The following is a 16,438-nucleotide window of genomic DNA, read 5'->3' on the forward strand; positions in this document are numbered from 1 at the left end:
GTCCCTCAGCCCGCCTTGCGGGGCGTCATCACCAGCCAGGGCGTCAGCCGTTCGCGCCACTCCCAGGTCGCCAGCAGGATGTCGAGTTCGCTCAGGTCGTCCAGCCAGGGCGGCGGGTCGAACGCCTTCGGACGCGTGCGGACTTCCACGATCTCGTGGGTCGGCTCGAACCGCTGCAGCAGCGTCTCGCGCGCCGAAGCCCGGAACACGTTGTGCGTCTCGACGACGATCTTCATGCCTGCCAGAGCGGGGCTGAGGGCCGGATCGAGGATGTCCACCTCGGCGCCCTCGGCGTCGACAAGCACCAGCGTGTTGCGCGCTGCGAAGGCCTCAAAGTCGCCCGGCCCGAACTCGCCGCCGATTATGACGCGGTCCGAGACGTCGTTGCGGGCGGCCAGCTCCGCGCAGGCCGTCCGGGCCGCCTCACTGATGTCGTGCGCGTAGACCTGCAGCGCCGGAAAGCGGTGCGCCAGCCCCACCGCGTAGTAGCCTTCCGCGCACCCGACATCGACGACGCACTCGACGCCGTCGGCGATCAGCGCCTCCAGATGCGGGTGCAACTCGGCCTCGTAGACGCCCAACAGGCGCGCCACCAGCGCCCCCTCCGTCGCGGCCTCCACGTATGTCATGCCGGCGAAGATCCCGGCCCGGATCGTCGAGCCGTGATACCGCAGATACGTCCGCTCCAGAAGGTGCGAGCGCCACTTCGCCAGGGTGCGCAGCACCTCGTCCAGGTGCTGGATCTCGGCGCCGTCGGGCCAGCCCTCGCACATGTCGCGGACGCGCGCCGCGGCGATCTGGGTGAGCGGACCTGCCATGCCTCTGTTCCTGACCTGCTTTGCGCGCTTTGGGAACGACCCGGAACAAGAGGGTCGTCATGTCCGGCCGGCGCCCGGAGCAGACGCGGGACCCGCTACTTCCGGGGCTCTGCGCCCGCCTTGGCGCGCCGCGCCTGCTGAGCCTCGAACTTCGCCCGGCTGTCGGGGAAGATGCCGTCCAGCAGGTCGGGATCGCCCGGGCGGCGCATCCACTCGGCGGGGAAGTCGGCGGCGGGGGCCCCATCCGTGCGGCGGAACACCACCCCCGGACCGGCGCGCTCTCCGAAGGGGATCGCGTGGCGCCCGCCCGCGGCGGCGAGGCCCCGGTAGAGGCGCTTGCGCAGGTCGAGCTTGCGGTCGAACTGGGCGGGGTCATCGATGAGATTGGTCATCTCGCCGGGGTCGGCCTGGAGGTCGTACAGCTCCTCCAGGTCCCAGACGCCGTGGTACTGGATGTACTTGTAGCGCCCGTCGCGGATCGCGAACGTCGTCGGCGTCATCGGGAAGTTCCATTCCCAGTAGTACTCGTAGATCAGCTCCTGCGGCCACGCCGCGGTGGTGATCGCCCCCGTCGCCAGCGGCAGGAAGCTGCGGCCCTCGAACTGGGCGGGCGCGCGAACTCCGGCCAGGTCCAGGATCGCCGGGGCCATGTCGAGGTTACGGACCATGCCGGGCTCGACCTTGCCCGCAGGCAGCAGGCCCGGCGCCCAGACCACCATCGCCACCCGGATCGAACCCTCGTAGGCGTTGCGCTTGTCGATCAGGCCGTGGTCGCCGGTCAGGAAGCCGTTGTCGGAATAGAAGATGACCGCTGTCTCCTTCGCGAGCCCGGCCCGGTCCACCCACGCCAGGATCCGGCCCAGGCTGTCGTCCACGGCCGACAGGGTCCGATAGACCTGCCGGGTGTTCTCGGTGATCGCCCGGGTGCTGTGGTACGGGAAATCCACCCCGTGCCAGCTGTTGCGCTGGTTGCGCACCCACATGGGCTTGCCGGCATAGTTCTCGGGCGTGTCGGCGGCGCTGGCCGGCAGGCGGATCTCGAGGTCCTTGTACTGGTCGCGGTGACGGGGCGCCGGCTGGGCGTCGGAGTGCACCGCCTTGTGCGACAGGTAGAGGAAGAACGGCTTCTTCGCGTCGCGGCCATGCTCCAGCCAGTCCATGGCGTAGTCGGTGAGCTCGTCGGTGATGTAGCCCTTCTGGACCACCTCGCGGCCGTCCACGTTCAGGCGGCCCGTGGGCGTCGGCCAATAGGTCCCTTGGCCCGGGAAGCTGACCCAGTGGTCGAAGCCCGGCCGCGGCGCGGCGCTGGCCTGGCCCATGTGCCACTTGCCCAGGAAGGCGGTCTGGTAACCGGCCTTCTGCAGATAGCTGGGGAAGAAGGTCAGGCCCGTCTCCGAGGCGTTGTTGTTGTCGACGATGCCGTGGTTGCGGCTGGACAGGCCGGTGAGCAGGGTCGCGCGGCTGGGCGAGCACAGCGCAGACGTCACCACCGCATTCGGGAAGTAGACCCCCTCGCGGGCCAGCCGGTCGATGTTGGGCGTCTGCAGGCCGGGGGTCAGGAAGCCCATGGCGTCGAAGCGCAGGTCGTCGACCAGCACGAAGATCACGTTGCGCGGCTTGGGCGCCGCGACCGCCGCGCCCACCGACAGCGCCGACACCAGGGCGGCGACGCCCAGGCTCCGGCGAAGCCGCTTCAGCAGGCCGCCCATGGCGCCAGACCGCCCGTCCTGTGGCTTCGACACGTCACCCCTCCCCTGCCCGGCCTCCCGAAGGCGGCGGCGCAGCGAAGCACAGGTTTCGCGCGTCGGCACGGATCGATTGACCGCGCCCAGCCCCTATTCCGACTCGCGGCTGGTCGGTCCCGGGGCCGCGCCGTTGGGCGGGGAGCGCAGCGTTTCGGCCTCGCCCAGGCGTGGGCGCTCCTCGAAGATCGCCACGGCCTTGCGGTTGGCGTCCGAGCGGGCCGGCCAGGAGAAGCCCTCGGCGCACGACAGGAGGCGCACGCCCCGGACGGCTTTCGCGAACGCCACCCAGCAGGAGTGGACCCGCGAGGCGACGGCGCGGTCACGGTCGGTCATTCGGCTTCCGCCGCTGCGGTCTGACGCCAGCGTCTCGAAGACGTACGGGATCTCGCCGGCATGAGGCACGCCGTTGGGCTGTTCGGCGCGTCGCCATTCGGGGACGTAGTCGAAGAAGTACTGCCAGACCGGCGCGCCGCCCATCGCATAGGTGGCGACCCTCTGGGTCCCGTTCAGGCGGCCCTCGTCGCTGTTCGTTCCGATCATCGTGGGCACGTCCAGGGACGAGCCGTCGGCGAAGGCGTCCATGATCGACCGGGTCTTCACGCGCCCGTCCAGGATCGTCCGGTGTCCGAACCCGGTGCGGCGGTCCAGGATGATCCGCTCGGCCGGCAGCGCGCGCAGCTGCGCGACGGTGGCCGCCGGCCCCGGCAGGCCGAGGGCCGTGGCGACCTCGGCGCCCTTCGCCTCGGCCACGGCCAGGGGCGTCGCGGGCGTCGGCAGCGAACCGGTGCTCTGGATGATCGCCTTGGCGAAGAGGCCCTTCGCCATCGGGCTGGTCAGCAGGTTGGCCACCATCGTCGCGCCGGCCGACTCGCCGAAGACGGTGATGTTGTCCGCGTCCCCGCCGAACGCCGCCGCGTTGGCCTTCACCCAGCGAACGGCCGCCAGGGCGTCCAGCAGATGGTAGTTGCCGAAGCCGTCCCCAGACGCGGTGAGCGCCGGGTGCGCGAAGCCGCCCAGGGATCCCAGGCGGTAATTGATCGTCACCAGGACCACCCCGTCGCGCGCGAACGCGTCGCCGCGATAGCTGCTCAGATGGCCGCCCCCCATCGTCCCGCCGCCGCCATAGAGCCACACCATCACCGGGGCGCGCTTGCCGGCCTTCGGCGCCCAGATGTTCAGGTAGAGGCAGTCCTCCGACGAGGCGCCCGACACCCCCCCGCCGTTCGGCCGGCCGTCGGCGGGTGTTGGTTGGAGGCAGGGCGGCGCGAAGGCCGTGGCCGCCCGCTCATCCGACCAGCGCATCGCCTGCGGCGGCGCCCAGCGCAGGTCGCCCACCGGAGGCGCGGCGTAGGGCACGCCGCGAAAGACGACCATGTCGGCCCCCGCCTCGCCCACCAGGACGCCGGAGGTGGTCGCGACCTTTGCGGGCGCGGCGAAGGCCGGCGTCGCGACCGCCAGCGCCGCCGCCAGACTCGCCGCCCACCGCATCAGCCGGCCGCCTGAGGGCCGGAGCGGTCGCGCCAGAAGGTGCGGAAGGCCCCGCGGGCGTCGTCGGTCGCGTGGCTGGACGGTTCGTCGAAGACCATCGTGGCCCGCCGCTGCGTGTCGTAGGGGTCCCAGCGGGGCAGCTTGCGCCCACCGTTCGGATTTCCCGTGGCGGCGAAGGCGACCAGCGCCGACGACAGCTCCTCGGCCAGCCGCCGGCTGCTGGCGTTCGGCCCCTGCAGCGCGCCGCGGATTTCGTAGGAGCTGGGCCCGACGTCCACGCCGTGGGTGGCGCCATAGCGGCCGCCCCAGGCGGGGCTGGGCGCCTTCCACAGGTAGACGTAGGCGGGTGCGCGCCCCAGCGCCGCCTTGCGCTCGGCCATCGCGAAGCTGGCGCCGCGGCCCATGTCGCTGATGATCCGCCCTTGGATCAGATACGGCGAGGCGGCGGCGTCCTCCTGGCGGTACATCTCCAGGACGGCGTCGGGCGAAGTTACGCCGCGCGCGATCAGCATCGCCTTCACCCCGGCCCAGGTCTGGTCGAAGTCGCCCTGGCGATAGGTGCGCTCGTCCAGGGTGGTGCTGACGATCATCGGCACGTCGGCGCTGATCTGCGGCGCGTCGGGGTCGAACGGGTGACGCGGCATGGCCACGCCGTCCAGCACAGGCGTGAAGACCGACGGCGCCTCGCCACGGGTTCGCGCGGCGGCCTCCAGGTCGGCCTGGAGCGACAGGATCTCGTAGAATGACAGCGCCTGCAGCTTGCGGATGTCGCCGCCGCCCAGGCCCGCGGCCTTCAGGAAGGTGTCGGCGCCGGCCTTGGCGCGGTCGCGCGGCGAGACCCGCAGCATGGCGCCGCTCATCTGGACCGCGCGATGGAACAGCCCTGCCGCCGACGGCATCGCCATCAGCCCGCTCACCTTCGCCCCGCCGCCCGACTGGCCGATGATCGTCACCCGGCCCGGGTCACCGCCGAAGGCCTCGATGTTCTCGCGCACCCAGCGCAACGCCGCGACCAGGTCCAGCATCCCCGCCATCCCCGACTGGGCGAAGTCGGCGGGCGCGCCGGAATCGGCCAGGTGCAGGAAGCCGAAGGCGCTCAGGCGGTGGCTGACCGTCACCACCACGCAGTCGCCGAACCGCGACAGCATCTCGCCGTCCATGCCGGGCGAGTTGCTGGACCCGCCATAGAACCCGCCGCCATGGAAGCGGACGAACACCGGCTTCTTCGCCGACCTCGAGAGTTCCGGCGTCCAGATGTTCAGGTTCAGGCAGTCCTCGCCCATGCCGCCCGGCTGGTAGTCGAGATAGATCAGGTTGGCGTAGTCGCGCCGCTTGTCGCCCGGCGCCTGGGGCGAGACGGCGCCGTAGTCCAGCGCATCGCGGATCCCGGCCCACTTGCGCACCGGCTGAGGCGGCCGGAAGCGGTTCGCGCCCGAGGTGTCCGCGCCGTAGGGCACCCCCTTGAACACCTTGATCCCGCCCGAGACCAAGCCGCGCAGCCGGCCGTTGGCGGTCTCGACCACGGGGAAGATGTCGGCGACTGCGGCCCGCGCCGTGGCGGCCAGGGTCAGCGAGGCGGCGGCGCCTCCGAGGAGCGATCTGCGGGCGACGACGAGCTTGGTCATGGGCGTGGGATCCAGGGCTAGACGGCGATGAGGCGGACGAGGGCGTCCGCGCGTTTCAGGGAGGCGAGGTCACGGCAGCGGGCGATCACCTCGCGGGTGCGCTGGGGGCGCAGGGCGGGCTGCATCAGCTCGGCGGCCTTGGCCTCGACCTCGGCGCGGTCCATCGGGTGCGACGGATAGCCGGGCACATAGGGCACGAACACCTCGCGCCGCGCCCCGGCCGTGTCGGTGACGATGACGCGCGCCGACTCCGCTCGCGGCTGGCCCGGCGGGGTCTCCTGCGCCGGATCATGGGCGATCTCGACGCGGGTCATGAGCGCCGCCACCGCCGCGTCGTCGCGCAGGCGCGGGATCGACTGGGCCGACACGAAGTCGAGCCGACGATCGAGCAGGATGATCGCCGAGAGATAGCGCAGGTTCAGCGCGGGCATCGCGGCGTCACGGAACGCCTCCCAGCGGCCAGGCATCTCGATGCGCACGCTCCGCACGGTCTCGGCCCGGATCTCGGGCAGCAGCTTGAGCAAGCCCAGCACCGCTGGCTGGGTCGGCCCGCCGGTGGGAAACCGCTTCAGTGCGACGTGCTCCATCTCCCACTGCCGGCCCAGGCCGTCGATCAGGCGGTGGCGGTTCAGGTCGCTGTCGGGGCCGTTGAAGACGCCCTGGTCCAGGAAGCCGCCCGGCTGGTCCAGGTTGTCGCGCACCCCCGTGAAGCCCGCCTCCGCGAAAAGCGCCGCCTGCAGCCCGGCCCGCGCGCCCATGCCCGCGAATACGAACGCCTTTTCCACATGCTCCACGTCCAGCAGCCACTGCCACGACCCGGCGGCCTGCTGGGAGCAATAGGTGAGCACCGCGCCGATCCGCTCGGGCGGCAGGCGCATCAGCGAGGCGCAGGCGGCCGCCACGCCGAAGACCGGGCCAATGCCGTGGTTGGCCAGGCCGCCGCGGTTGAGGTTGCGCAGGCCCAAGGCCTTGGGCACGCGGCCCGCCAGCTCGTAGCCGGTGATCACCGCCTTCAGCAGCCCGGCCCCGCCCAGCCCCCTCTGCTCGGCCAGCCCCAGCGCCGCCGACACGATCGGCGGGCCCGGCTGCACGAACGCCGAGGGGATGAAGTCGTTGATCTCGGCCGCGTGGCCCGTCATCGCACCGGCGAACACGGCGTCGGCGAGGCTGGCCCGGTCGCGCACGCCCAGTATGGTCGCCGAGCTCCGCCGCGCATCGCCCGACTGCGCCAGCGCATAGCGCCGCGCCAGGACCGCCGGCTCCAGGTCGCGGCAGGCGACGATGGCGGCCAGGGTGTCGAGGATGTGCAGGCGGCCGCGCTCGAGCACCGCCTCGGGGATCGCCGCGTCCTGGCTGCCGGCGATGAAGCGGCTGAGGGCGTCGGTCACCGGCGGCTCCAGCCGGGCAGGCGGCGCGGCGGCCAGCGCCGGCGCGGCTGCGAGCGCAGCGGCCGGCGCGGCCTTCAGGATGGCGCGGCGGGTGGCGGGCGGCACGGCTATTCGCTGCGCGCCGTCGCACGGACCGGCGGGTAGCGCGCCATGAACAGCCGCTCGTCCCGGAACGGATCGGCCACGGTGCGGGGCGGCGTATCGAACAGCATCACCCGCCGCTGGGCCGCATCATAGGTCGGCCAGGCCGGCAGGCCCTTGTGGTTCGGATCGCCCGTCCGGGCGAACGCCAGCCAGGCGCCGGCCATCGCCTCGGTCATAGCGTGCGTCGCCTCGCTCTCGGGCCCGGTCAGGTGCGGCGCCTTGGCGACGTTGTCGAACATGAAGGGCAGGTCCAGCGTGTGCTGGCTGAACCGCCGCCCGCCCTCGGCCGGCGAGACCCAGGTGACCTGGTACATCCAGGTCGGATTGCGCCGACCGTTCAGCGCATCGCGCCCCTCGGCCATCAGCGTGGCGTTCAGGATATAGGTCCGCCACGAGGTGATCAGGAAGAACAGCTCGGTGGGCGAGGCCTTGGGGTTGGCGGCCTTGAAGGCGGCTACCGCCGCGTCGACGTCAGCCGCCGGCAGGAAGCTGCGCAGCCGCGCATTCAGGCCCGCGTCGTCCATCGTGTAGACGGCCGGGTCGCGGCCCAGCTGGTTGGACAGCTCGGTGCGCGTGGTTCCCAGCATCATCGGGACCTGAGCGGTGCGTCTGGGGGCGCCCGGCACGAAGGGGTGGGCCGTGAAGCTGGCGCCGTCCAGGACGGGCTCGAAGCGATACCCGGCCTGCGCGACCACGCCGCGCTGGGCCGCCGTCAGCGCCTCCTGCGGCACGTCCAGCAGCGCGCGGGCGTTGGCGGGCGCGATGTCCAGCGCCTTCAACAGCGCCGAGGTCAGCGCCTGTGACTGCTCGGGCGTCTGGATCAGCAGGTGCGAGCCCGACTGCACCACGCCCTTGGCGAACAGACCCTCGGCGTCCGCGCCGGCGAAGCACAGGCTCACCTTCCGCCCGCCGCCGGACTGGCCGTAGATCATCACGTTCGCCGGGTCGCCGCCGAACGCCGCGATGTTGGCGCGAACCCACCTCATCGCCGCGACCAGGTCGAGGTAGCCCACATTGCCCGACCGCTCGAAGCCCGCGCCCAGCAGCCCCGACACGTCGCAGTGGCCGAAAACGTTCAGGCGGTGGTTGATCGTGGCGACCACCACGTCGCCGCGCCGCGCCATGTTGGTCCCGTCGTAGATGCCCGCCGAGCCCGACCCGGCCTCGAAGCCGCCGCCGTGGAACCACAGCAGCACCGGGCGCTTGGCGCCCGCCGTGGCCGCCGGCGTCCACACGTTGATCCGCAGGCAGTCCTCGGTCATCGGCCCGGGATCGGCCAGGGCCGAGCGCACTTGGGGCGCCTGGTCGCCATAGTCGAAGGCGTCGCGGACGCCGGCGAACGTTTCGGCGGGGCGCGGCGGCCGGAAGCGGCCCGCCCCGGCGGTCGTCGCGCCATAGCGGATACCCTTGAACACCTGCACGCCGCCGGCGCTGCGCCCGCGGTAGCGACCCTCGGTGGTCTCGACCACCGGCTCTTCCGCCGCCCAGACCGCATGCGGGGCCAGGAGCAAGCCGCCCGCCGCCAGCGCTCCTCGGCGCGAAATGCCCTCCATGCCCGCTCCCCATGCGTTGTTCCGTTCTGCGGAACGCTGTACTGACTGTCGGCATTCTCCGCCGAACCACAGCGGCTCGTCAATCGAAGGATCGGTATGGATCAGGCTGTTTCCCGCGCCCTGGCGATCCTGGAAGCCCTGGCCCAATCGGGCGCGCCGCTGCGTCTGGCCCGACTGACCGAACAGGTCGGCCTGCAGAAGAGCACCACGCACCGCATCCTGCAGAGCCTGATCGAGCTGGGCTACGTCGAGCAGGAGGCCGACACGGGCCGCTACGCCCCGTCGCTGAAGCTCTGGGAGCTGGGCTCGGCGGTCGTGGTCGAGCATCCCGTGAAGCGCGCCGCCGCTTCCTACTTGCACGCCCTGCACAAGCAGACCGGCGAGACGGTCAGCCTCCTGGTCCGCGCCGGCGACGACGTCCTCTATCTCGAGCGGCTGGTGTCGCCCCGACCCGTTCGCTTCTCGGCCCGCCCCGGCAGCCGCGCCGCCGCCCTGCTCACCTCCGGCGGCCGGGCCATGCTGGCGGCGGACCCTGACGCGCGCGCCGTGGTCGAGCGCACCGCCGAGGCGCTGCGGGATCGCCGGTCGATCGACATCGAGGCCGCCCTGTCCGAGCTGGCCGAGATCCGGGCGCGCGGGTACGCGATCTCGCGCGACACGCCCGGCGTGGTCAGCCTGGGCTGCGCGCTGCCGGTCCGGGTCGGCCAGGCGGCCATCTCGGTCTCGGCGCCGAGCGAACGCCTGGGTGACGGGGGCGAAGCGCGCATCGCCGATGCGCTGCTGTCCACCTGTGCGGCGTTGGGCGACACCATTGGCGCGATCTGAACCGGTCCAGGGTCCCCGTTCTTCTTGACGTGGCCCGGCGTGGCTCCAATACCGGGCCCATGCCCTTCACCGCCGCAAACGCCCTGGCCGACGCCACCCTGCCCGAGCTGCCGAACCACTATCGGGGCAAGGTGCGGGACAGCTACGACCTGCCCGACGGGCGGCGGATCATGATCGCCTCGGATCGGCTGAGCGCCTTCGACCGCGTCCTGGCGGTGATACCGCACAAGGGCCAGGTGCTGACCCAGATGGCGCGGTACTGGTTCGACCACACCGCCGACATCTGCCCGAACCACGTGCTGGAGTATCCCGACTCCAACGTGGTGGTGGGGCGGCGCCTGAGCATCCTGCCGGTCGAGATCGTGGTGCGGAACTACCTGGCCGGAACGACCGGCACCTCGATCCTGACGCTCTACAAGCAGGGCCAGCGCGAGATGTACGGCCACACCTTCCCGGACGGCCTGCGCGACAACCAGCGCCTGGCGCAGCCCATCATCACGCCGTCCAGCAAGGCCTTCGACGCCGGCCACGACGAGCCGATGACGCCGGACGAGATCCTGGAGCAAGGGCTGCTGACGGCGGCGCAATGGGAGACGGTGTCGGCCTACGCGCTGGCGCTGTTCGACCGCGGCCAGCGCATGGCCGCCGAGCGCGGCCTGATCCTGGTCGACACGAAATACGAGTTCGGGACCGACGCCGACGGCCGGATCGTGCTGGCCGATGAGATCCATACCCCCGACTCCAGCCGCTACTGGATCGCCGAGACCTACGAGGCGAAGTTCGCCGCAGGCGAACGCCCCGACTCCTTCGACAAGGACTTCGTGCGCAGCTGGGTGGCGGCGCGGTGCGATCCCTACGTCGATCCGATCCCCGAGATCCCGGCCGCGATGATCGAGGAGACGTCGAAGGTCTACATCCGGGCGTTCGAGGCGATCACCGGCCTGCCCTTCGAGCCTCCCGCCGACGAGCCGGTGCTGGACCGCGTCCGCCGCAACCTGGCCTCCTACTTCGCCTAGAGCCTGTCCGGCTCAGATGGACTCATCTGAACCGGATGAACAGGCTCGATCTCTTTGATTTGGAGGGCGCTTCGGGGCGAAACCGGATTCCACTTTCGCCTAGCGCCCTCCATGCGCCTTTGCCCCGCCCGGCCGACGGTTTATTCTGTCCCCGAGCAGGAGGATGAAGGTCATGAGCGACGCTGTCGGCCCCGGCGACCTGGTTCTCTGTGTGAACGCCGCCCCGAACCACGCCACGGGACGCCCCACGCCCCTGCAGGCCGGAGAGACCTATCGCGTCTACGGGGTCATGGAGTTCGGCTGCCCCTGCGGCCGTTCCGACGCCCTGATCGACGTGGGCATCGACTTCGCCTGGTGCCAGACGCGCTTCCGCCTGCTGCCCAAGCCCAAGGCCCAGGCGAAGACCCGCAAGGTCTCTGCGCCCCGGGAAAAGGAAACGATCCGCTAGAGGTGCTTAGACGCCCTCGACCGTGCGGCGCCAGCCGTAGGGATCGGGCGCATTGCCGCGCTGGATGGCGGTCAGCTCCTGGCGCAGCGCCAGGGTGGCCGGGCCGTCCTGGCCGTCGGCGATCTTGAACGACCCGCCGGGGAAGCGGATCTCGCCGATGGCGGCGATCACCGCGGCGGTGCCGCAGGCGAAAGTCTCGCGCAGGCGGCCGGACGCCGCATCCGCCTTCCAGGTGTCGAAGTCGTACGGCGCTTCCCTGACCGTGCGGCCCTGGGCCCGGGCCAGCGCGATGATCGACTCGCGGGTCACGCCCGCCAGGATCGTGCCGCTGAGCGGCGGCGTCTGGATCGAGCCGTCGTCGAAGACGAAGAACACGTTCATCCCGCCCAGTTCCTCGACCCAACGGTGCTGGGCCGCATCCAGGAAGACCACCTGGTCACAACCGTTCTTGGTCGCCTCGGCCTGGGCCAGCAGGCTGGCCGCGTAGTTGCCGCCGCACTTGGCCGCGCCGGTGCCGCCGGGGGCCGCGCGGCTGTACTGGTCGGTGGCCCAGACGGTCACCGGCTTGGCCCCGCCCTTGAAATAGGCCCCGACCGGGCAGGCGATGACGCAGAAGATGTATTCGCCCGCCGGACGCACCCCCAGGAAGGGCTCGTTGGCGAACATGAAGGGCCGCAGGTAGAGGCTGCCCTCGCCGTCCGGGATCCAGTCCTTGTCGACGCGGACCAGCGCCTCGACCGCTTCCAGGAACAGCTCTTCCGGGACGACGGGCATCGCCATCCGATCGGCCGAGCGGGCGAAGCGGCGGGCGTTCTCTTCCGGGCGGAACAGGGCCACGCCGGCGTTGCCCGTCCGATAGGCCTTCAGGCCTTCGAAGATCTCCTGAGCGTAGTGCAGGACCGCGGCGGCCGGATCCAGCTGGAACGGCTCACGCGCGCGGACCTGGGCCTCGTGCCAACCGGCCTCCGGCGTCCACTTCACCGTCACCATATGGTCGGTGAACACCCGGCCGAACCCCGGATCCTCCAGCAGCGCGGCGCGTGCTTCGGCAGAGGTCGGCTTCGGGTGGGCGAGGGTCGTGAACATCAGGCGCTCCAATCCAGCAGGCGCGCATAGCACAGCGTCGCAGACCGGCAAGTTTCACGTGGGGTGAGCCCCCGCCTCAGACGTCCTTCGCGCAGCGGAAGCCCGTGTGCGAGGTCGAGGTGTCGGTCACCTGGGGATGCCGCGCGGCCGGCCGGTAGCGGCGGCAGTAGCTCTCGGCGCAGAGGTGCGAGCCGCCCTTCATCACCCGGCGCGGCCCCTGGCGCAGCACATCCTCGCTGTGCGCAGGTCCGCGCGGATTGACTGTCGTGCAGCAGGGGATCTGCGGCGCCGTGCGCGAGGCGTACCAGTCGGCCGTCAGCTCCCAGACGTTGCCGATCATGTCGTAGAGGCCATAGCCGTTCGGCGGGAACGCGCGGACCGGCGAGGTGCGCAGCCAGCCGTCGGTCTCCAGGTTCTCGAACGGGAAGCGGCCCTGCCAGTAGTTGGCCTGCGGCCGGCCGCCCGGCGCCAGCTCGTCGCCCCAGGCGAACTCGGCGCCCTCGCGCCCGCCCCAGGCGGCGAACTCCCACTCGGCCTCGGTGGGGAGCCGCTTGCCGGCCCAGGCGGCGTAGGCGGCCGCGTCGTCCCAGGTCACGTGCGTCACGGGATGGTCGGGCAGGTCTTCGTGGGTCGTGGCGTCGCCCCACGGCCTGCGCCAGCTGGCCCCGAAGCAATAGTCCCACCAGCGGCCCGGCTCGTTCAGCGGCACGGGCCCGCGGGTCATCGTGAACACCGCCGAGCCCGCCTTCAGCATGGCGGGATCGGCGTCGGGATAGTCCTCGGCCCGCGGCGCGATCTCGGCCGTCGTCACATGCCCGGTCTCGGCCACGAAGCGGGCGAAGGCGGCGTTGGTCACCGGCGTCTCGTCGATCCAGAACGGGTCCACCTGCACCAGCCGCGACGGGCCCTCCTCGGCGTAGTGGTGATCCGAGCCCATCCGGAAGACGCCGCCCGGCATCCGCAGCATGCCCGCCTCGTCCGCCATCCCGGTCCTCCCCCGCTGTTCGTCCGCTGACATACACGACTTCGCCGCTGCGCTGGACTTCGCGCGGCCGGCGCGGCAAGCCCATATCCGAACTTCGCGGGAGGCGGCATGCGGGTCGTAGTGGTCGGCGCAGGGATCGGCGGCCTGTCGCTGGCGCTCAGCCTGCACGCGGCCGGCATCGAGGCCGTGGTCTGCGAGGCCACGCCCCAGATCCGCCCCCTCGGCGTCGGCATCAACCTGTTGCCCCACGCCGTGCGCGAACTCACCGAACTGGGCCTGGACGCGGCGCTCGCGGCGAACGCCATCCCCACCGGCGCGCTGATATACGCCAACAAGTTCGGCCAGGAGATCTGGCGCGAGCCGCGCGGCCGCGCCGCCGGCTACGCCTGGCCGCAATACTCGATCCACCGCGGCGTGCTGCAGGGCCTGCTGCTGGACGCGGCCCGTGAGCGGTTGGGCGCCGCCGCCATCCTCGCCGATCACGAGGCTGTCGCTGTCGAGAGCGACGCCACGGGCGCCACGGTCAACTTCCGCAGCCGCACCACCGGCGAGCCCTTGCCCAGCCAGCGCGGCGACGTGGTCGTGGCCTGCGACGGCATCCACTCGGCGATCCGGGCGCAGTTCTATCCCGACGAAGGCCCGCCGATCTGGAACCGTCGCGTGCTCTGGCGGGCCACGACGCGGACGGCGCCCTACCTCGACGGCCGCACCATGGTCATGGCCGGCCACCAGGACGTGAAGTTCGTCTGCTACCCGATCGACCCGGCCGCCGACGCCAACGGCGAGGCCCTGATCAACTGGATCGCCGAGCTCCGCTTCCCCGACGAGGCGACGTGGCGGCGCGAAGACTGGAACCGGCCGGGACGCGTCGAGGATTTCCTCCCCCGCTTCGAGACCTGGCGCTTCCCGTGGCTGGACGTGCCGGCGGTGATCCGCGGCGCCGACGCGATCTACGAGTACCCGCTGGTCGACCGCGACCCGATCGCGCGCTGGACCTTCGGCCGGGTGACCCTGCTGGGCGACGCGGCCCACCCCATGTACCCGATCGGCTCGAACGGCGCGTCACAGGCCATCCTGGATGCGCGCACCCTGGCGTTCGAACTGGCTGTCGCCCCCGACGCCGACGCGGCGCTCGCGCGCTACGAGGCGGCGCGGCGGCCGTCCACCAGCGCGCTGGTCCTGGCCAACCGTGGGAACGGGCCCGAGCAGGTGATGCAGCTGACCGAGACCCGGGCGCCCGACGGCTTCGCCCAAATCCACGACGTGCTGAGCCCCGCCGAGCTGGAAGAGGTCGCGGCCAACTACAAGCGGCTAGCGGGCTTCGATCCCGAGGCCCTGAGCCGCCGCCCGTCCCTCACCCCGCCCCGCCCGGAGCCCCGATGAGCGTCACCGCCGACACCCCGTTCCTGGTGATCGAGGCCGATGTCTCGCGCCCCGTCGACCTGGGCCACACGGGCGCGGGCGCCCGGCGCGTCATCCCGATAACCGGCGGCCGGGTGACGGGCGAGGTCGCGGGCGAGATCATGCCGGGCGGCGCCGACTGGCAGATCGTCCACGATGACGGAAACCTGCAGATCGACGCCCGCTACGCCTTCCGGACGGCGACCGGCGAGGTGGTCGAGGTGCATTCGGCCGGCGTGCGCCAGGCCGCGCCCGAGGTCATGGCCCGGCTCAACGCTGGCGAGGACGTCGACCCGTCGGAATACTACTTCCGCACCGCCATGCGCTTCACGACGGGCGCCCCCGCCCTCGCCCACCTCAACTTCCGCCTCGCCGTGGCCCGTGGGATGCGCAAGCCGGGCGGCGTCAGGCTCGAGGTGTTCGCGGTCGTCTGACGCCGCGAAGCCGCGCCTACCGCGGCAGCTTCGACGTGCCCATCAGGAACTCGTCCACCGCCCGGGCGCACTGGCGGCCTTCGCGGATGGCCCAGACGACCAGCGACTGGCCCCTGCGGGCGTCGCCGCAGGCGAAGATGCTGGGCTGCGAGGTCTGGTAGTTGACCACCGTGGCCTTCACGTTGCCGCGCGGATCCAGCGCCACGCCGCTCTGCTCGACCACACCGGCCTTCATCGGACCCACGAAGCCCATCGCCAGGAACACCAGGTCGGCCTTCAGCTCGAAGGTCGAGCCTTCGACCTCGCGCATCTGCAGGCGGCCGTCGTCGCCGGCGGCCCACTCGACGCGGGCGCACTCCAGCGCGGTCACCTGGCCGTCCTTGCCGATGGCGCGCCTGGTCACCACCGCGAAGTCTCGTTCGACGCCTTCCTGGTGCGAGGACGAGGTGCGCAGCTTCAGCGGCCAGTCGGGCCAGGTGAGCGCCTTGTTCTCGTGCGCCGGCGGCTGGGGCATGATTTCCAGCTGGGTCACCGAGGCGGCGCCCTGGCGGTTCGACGTTCCGATGCAGTCGCTGCCGGTGTCGCCGCCGCCGATGACGACCACGTGCTTGCCCTTGGCGTTGATCGTGCCGGTCGGCGCGGCCGTGGCCTCGTCGTCGCCGGCGTTGCGCTTGTTCTGCTGGGTCAGGAACTCCATGGCGTAGTGCACGCCCTTGAGCTCGCGGCCGGGCACTTCCAGGTCGCGCGGATCCTCGGCGCCATTGGCCATCACCAGCACGTCGTAGTCGTCCAGCAGGCGCTGGACGCTGACCATCGACCCCACCTCGAAGCCGGTGCGGAAGATCACGCCCTCGGCCTCCATCTGCCGGACGCGCCGGTCGATGAGGTGCTTCTCCATCTTGAAGTCGGGGATGCCGTAGCGCAGCAGGCCGCCGACCCGGTCGCTCTTCTCGAACACCGTCGTGGCGTGGCCGGCGCGGGCCAGCTGCTGGGCGCAGGCGAGACCCGCCGGGCCGGACCCCACGATCGCGACGCGCTTGCCGGTGCCGCGCTCGGACGGCTCAGGCTTGATCCAGCCCTCTTCCCAGCCCCGGTCGATGATCTGGCACTCGATCGACTTGATGGTGACCGGAGTGTCCGGGATGTTCAGCGTGCAGCTGGCCTCGCAGGGCGCGGGGCAGATCCGCCCGGTGAATTCCGGGAAGTTGTTGGTGGACAGCAGGTTGTCCAGCGCCTCGCGCCACTGGTCGCGATAGACCAGCTCGTTGAAGTCGGGGATCTGGTTGTTCACCGGGCAGCCCTGGTGACAGAACGGAATCCCACAGCTCATGCACCGCGAGGCCTGAGCCTGCAGCTCGGGCTTCGGCAGCGGCACGACGAACTCGTTCCAGTGCTTCAGTCGCTCGGCCACGGGGGCATAGCCCCGGTCGTGGCGCTCGATCTCCAGAAAGCCGGTCGGCTTACCCATCTTTGGTCCCCAGC

14 protein-coding genes are annotated in these 16,438 nt (G+C 71.5%); 5 read left to right on the top strand and 9 right to left on the bottom strand.

Translation table 11 applies throughout. The annotated features are described in order from the left end of the window. Nucleotides 1–5 precede the first annotated feature (5 nt). The 6 genes from ACQ66R_RS07130 to ACQ66R_RS07155 all read right to left on the bottom strand — a co-directional run bounded on the left by ACQ66R_RS07130 (nucleotide 6) and on the right by ACQ66R_RS07155 (nucleotide 8,761). Nucleotides 6–818 carry a hypothetical protein gene (locus ACQ66R_RS07130; protein ID WP_430420516.1) on the bottom strand — a complete coding sequence of 271 codons (813 nt, stop codon included), beginning with the start codon at nucleotides 816–818 and terminating at the stop codon, nucleotides 6–8. Nucleotides 819–913: 95 nt separating this feature from the next. Continuing rightward, nucleotides 914–2,560, bottom strand: a complete 1,647-nt coding sequence (locus tag ACQ66R_RS07135; RefSeq protein WP_430420518.1) for a sulfatase family protein — start codon at nucleotides 2,558–2,560, stop codon at nucleotides 914–916. 93 nt (nucleotides 2,561–2,653) lie between these two features. After that, nucleotides 2,654–4,051 carry a carboxylesterase/lipase family protein gene (locus tag ACQ66R_RS07140; protein ID WP_430420520.1) on the bottom strand — a complete coding sequence of 466 codons (1,398 nt, stop codon included), beginning with the start codon at nucleotides 4,049–4,051 and terminating at the stop codon, nucleotides 2,654–2,656. Continuing rightward, nucleotides 4,051–5,676, bottom strand: a complete 1,626-nt coding sequence (locus ACQ66R_RS07145) for a carboxylesterase/lipase family protein (RefSeq protein ID WP_430420522.1) — start codon at nucleotides 5,674–5,676, stop codon at nucleotides 4,051–4,053. The genes ACQ66R_RS07140 and ACQ66R_RS07145 overlap by 1 nt, the downstream gene beginning before the upstream one ends. A 17-nt stretch (nucleotides 5,677–5,693) precedes the next feature. Continuing rightward, nucleotides 5,694–7,169, bottom strand: a complete 1,476-nt coding sequence (locus ACQ66R_RS07150; protein WP_430420524.1) for an MmgE/PrpD family protein — start codon at nucleotides 7,167–7,169, stop codon at nucleotides 5,694–5,696. Nucleotides 7,170–7,171: 2 nt separating this feature from the next. Continuing rightward, nucleotides 7,172–8,761 carry a carboxylesterase/lipase family protein gene (locus ACQ66R_RS07155; protein WP_430420526.1) on the bottom strand — a complete coding sequence of 530 codons (1,590 nt, stop codon included), beginning with the start codon at nucleotides 8,759–8,761 and terminating at the stop codon, nucleotides 7,172–7,174. A gap of 96 nt (nucleotides 8,762–8,857) precedes the next feature. Here ACQ66R_RS07155 and ACQ66R_RS07160 point away from each other — a divergent pair, with 96 nt between their 5' ends. The 3 genes from ACQ66R_RS07160 (at nucleotide 8,858) to ACQ66R_RS07170 (ending at nucleotide 11,050) form a co-directional block, all read left to right on the top strand. After that, nucleotides 8,858–9,586 (top strand): IclR family transcriptional regulator, encoded by a 729-nt coding sequence (locus ACQ66R_RS07160; RefSeq protein ID WP_430420527.1) that lies wholly within the window; start codon nucleotides 8,858–8,860, stop codon nucleotides 9,584–9,586. A gap of 59 nt (nucleotides 9,587–9,645) precedes the next feature. After that, nucleotides 9,646–10,602: a phosphoribosylaminoimidazolesuccinocarboxamide synthase gene (locus tag ACQ66R_RS07165; RefSeq protein WP_430420529.1), complete on the top strand. Its 957-nt coding sequence runs from the start codon at nucleotides 9,646–9,648 to the stop codon at nucleotides 10,600–10,602. 172 nt (nucleotides 10,603–10,774) lie between these two features. Next, entirely contained in the window at nucleotides 10,775–11,050 is a 276-nt protein-coding gene (locus ACQ66R_RS07170; RefSeq protein ID WP_293362022.1) for a hypothetical protein, read from the top strand. A gap of 6 nt (nucleotides 11,051–11,056) precedes the next feature. On the opposite strand, the gene ACQ66R_RS07175 is transcribed toward ACQ66R_RS07170, so the two are convergent. Both ACQ66R_RS07175 and ACQ66R_RS07180 read right to left on the bottom strand, forming a co-directional pair. Next, entirely contained in the window at nucleotides 11,057–12,136 is a 1,080-nt protein-coding gene (locus ACQ66R_RS07175; protein WP_430420531.1) for a branched-chain amino acid aminotransferase, read from the bottom strand. Nucleotides 12,137–12,212: 76 nt separating this feature from the next. Continuing rightward, nucleotides 12,213–13,121, bottom strand: coding sequence for a formylglycine-generating enzyme family protein (locus ACQ66R_RS07180; RefSeq protein ID WP_430420533.1), 909 nt, complete (start codon nucleotides 13,119–13,121; stop codon nucleotides 12,213–12,215). A gap of 108 nt (nucleotides 13,122–13,229) precedes the next feature. Here ACQ66R_RS07180 and ACQ66R_RS07185 point away from each other — a divergent pair, with 108 nt between their 5' ends. Together ACQ66R_RS07185 and ACQ66R_RS07190 are read left to right on the top strand one after the other, a co-directional pair. Further along, nucleotides 13,230–14,504, top strand: coding sequence for a flavin-dependent oxidoreductase (locus tag ACQ66R_RS07185; protein WP_430420535.1), 1,275 nt, complete (start codon nucleotides 13,230–13,232; stop codon nucleotides 14,502–14,504). Continuing rightward, nucleotides 14,501–14,956: a DUF3237 domain-containing protein gene (locus tag ACQ66R_RS07190; protein WP_430420537.1), complete on the top strand. Its 456-nt coding sequence runs from the start codon at nucleotides 14,501–14,503 to the stop codon at nucleotides 14,954–14,956. The genes ACQ66R_RS07185 and ACQ66R_RS07190 overlap by 4 nt, the downstream gene beginning before the upstream one ends. Before the next feature lie 16 nt (nucleotides 14,957–14,972). Here the strand turns inward: ACQ66R_RS07190 and ACQ66R_RS07195 are convergent, their stop codons facing one another. After that, nucleotides 14,973–16,424, bottom strand: coding sequence for a glutamate synthase subunit beta (locus ACQ66R_RS07195; RefSeq protein ID WP_430420538.1), 1,452 nt, complete (start codon nucleotides 16,422–16,424; stop codon nucleotides 14,973–14,975). Nucleotides 16,425–16,438 lie beyond the last annotated feature (14 nt).

The organism is Phenylobacterium sp., from assembly GCF_965284355.1.
In the GTDB taxonomy this organism is placed as follows: Bacteria; Pseudomonadota; Alphaproteobacteria; order Caulobacterales; family Caulobacteraceae; genus Phenylobacterium.

Excerpts from the sequence above, each read along its gene's own strand:
- ACQ66R_RS07130 (WP_430420516.1), bottom strand. The coding sequence starts at position 818 with ATGGCAGGTCCGCTCACCCAGATCGCCGCGGCGCGCGTCCGCGACATG.
- ACQ66R_RS07140 (WP_430420520.1), bottom strand. The coding sequence starts at position 4,051 with ATGCGGTGGGCGGCGAGTCTGGCGGCGGCGCTGGCGGTCGCGACGCCG.
- ACQ66R_RS07145 (WP_430420522.1), bottom strand. The coding sequence starts at position 5,676 with ATGACCAAGCTCGTCGTCGCCCGCAGATCGCTCCTCGGAGGCGCCGCC.
- ACQ66R_RS07155 (WP_430420526.1), bottom strand. The coding sequence starts at position 8,761 with ATGGAGGGCATTTCGCGCCGAGGAGCGCTGGCGGCGGGCGGCTTGCTC.
- ACQ66R_RS07160 (WP_430420527.1), top strand. The coding sequence starts at position 8,858 with ATGGATCAGGCTGTTTCCCGCGCCCTGGCGATCCTGGAAGCCCTGGCC.
- ACQ66R_RS07165 (WP_430420529.1), top strand. The coding sequence starts at position 9,646 with ATGCCCTTCACCGCCGCAAACGCCCTGGCCGACGCCACCCTGCCCGAG.
- ACQ66R_RS07170 (WP_293362022.1), top strand. The coding sequence starts at position 10,775 with ATGAGCGACGCTGTCGGCCCCGGCGACCTGGTTCTCTGTGTGAACGCC.
- ACQ66R_RS07175 (WP_430420531.1), bottom strand. The coding sequence starts at position 12,136 with ATGTTCACGACCCTCGCCCACCCGAAGCCGACCTCTGCCGAAGCACGC.
- ACQ66R_RS07180 (WP_430420533.1), bottom strand. The coding sequence starts at position 13,121 with ATGGCGGACGAGGCGGGCATGCTGCGGATGCCGGGCGGCGTCTTCCGG.
- ACQ66R_RS07185 (WP_430420535.1), top strand. The coding sequence starts at position 13,230 with ATGCGGGTCGTAGTGGTCGGCGCAGGGATCGGCGGCCTGTCGCTGGCG.
- ACQ66R_RS07190 (WP_430420537.1), top strand. The coding sequence starts at position 14,501 with ATGAGCGTCACCGCCGACACCCCGTTCCTGGTGATCGAGGCCGATGTC.
- ACQ66R_RS07195 (WP_430420538.1), bottom strand. The coding sequence starts at position 16,424 with ATGGGTAAGCCGACCGGCTTTCTGGAGATCGAGCGCCACGACCGGGGC.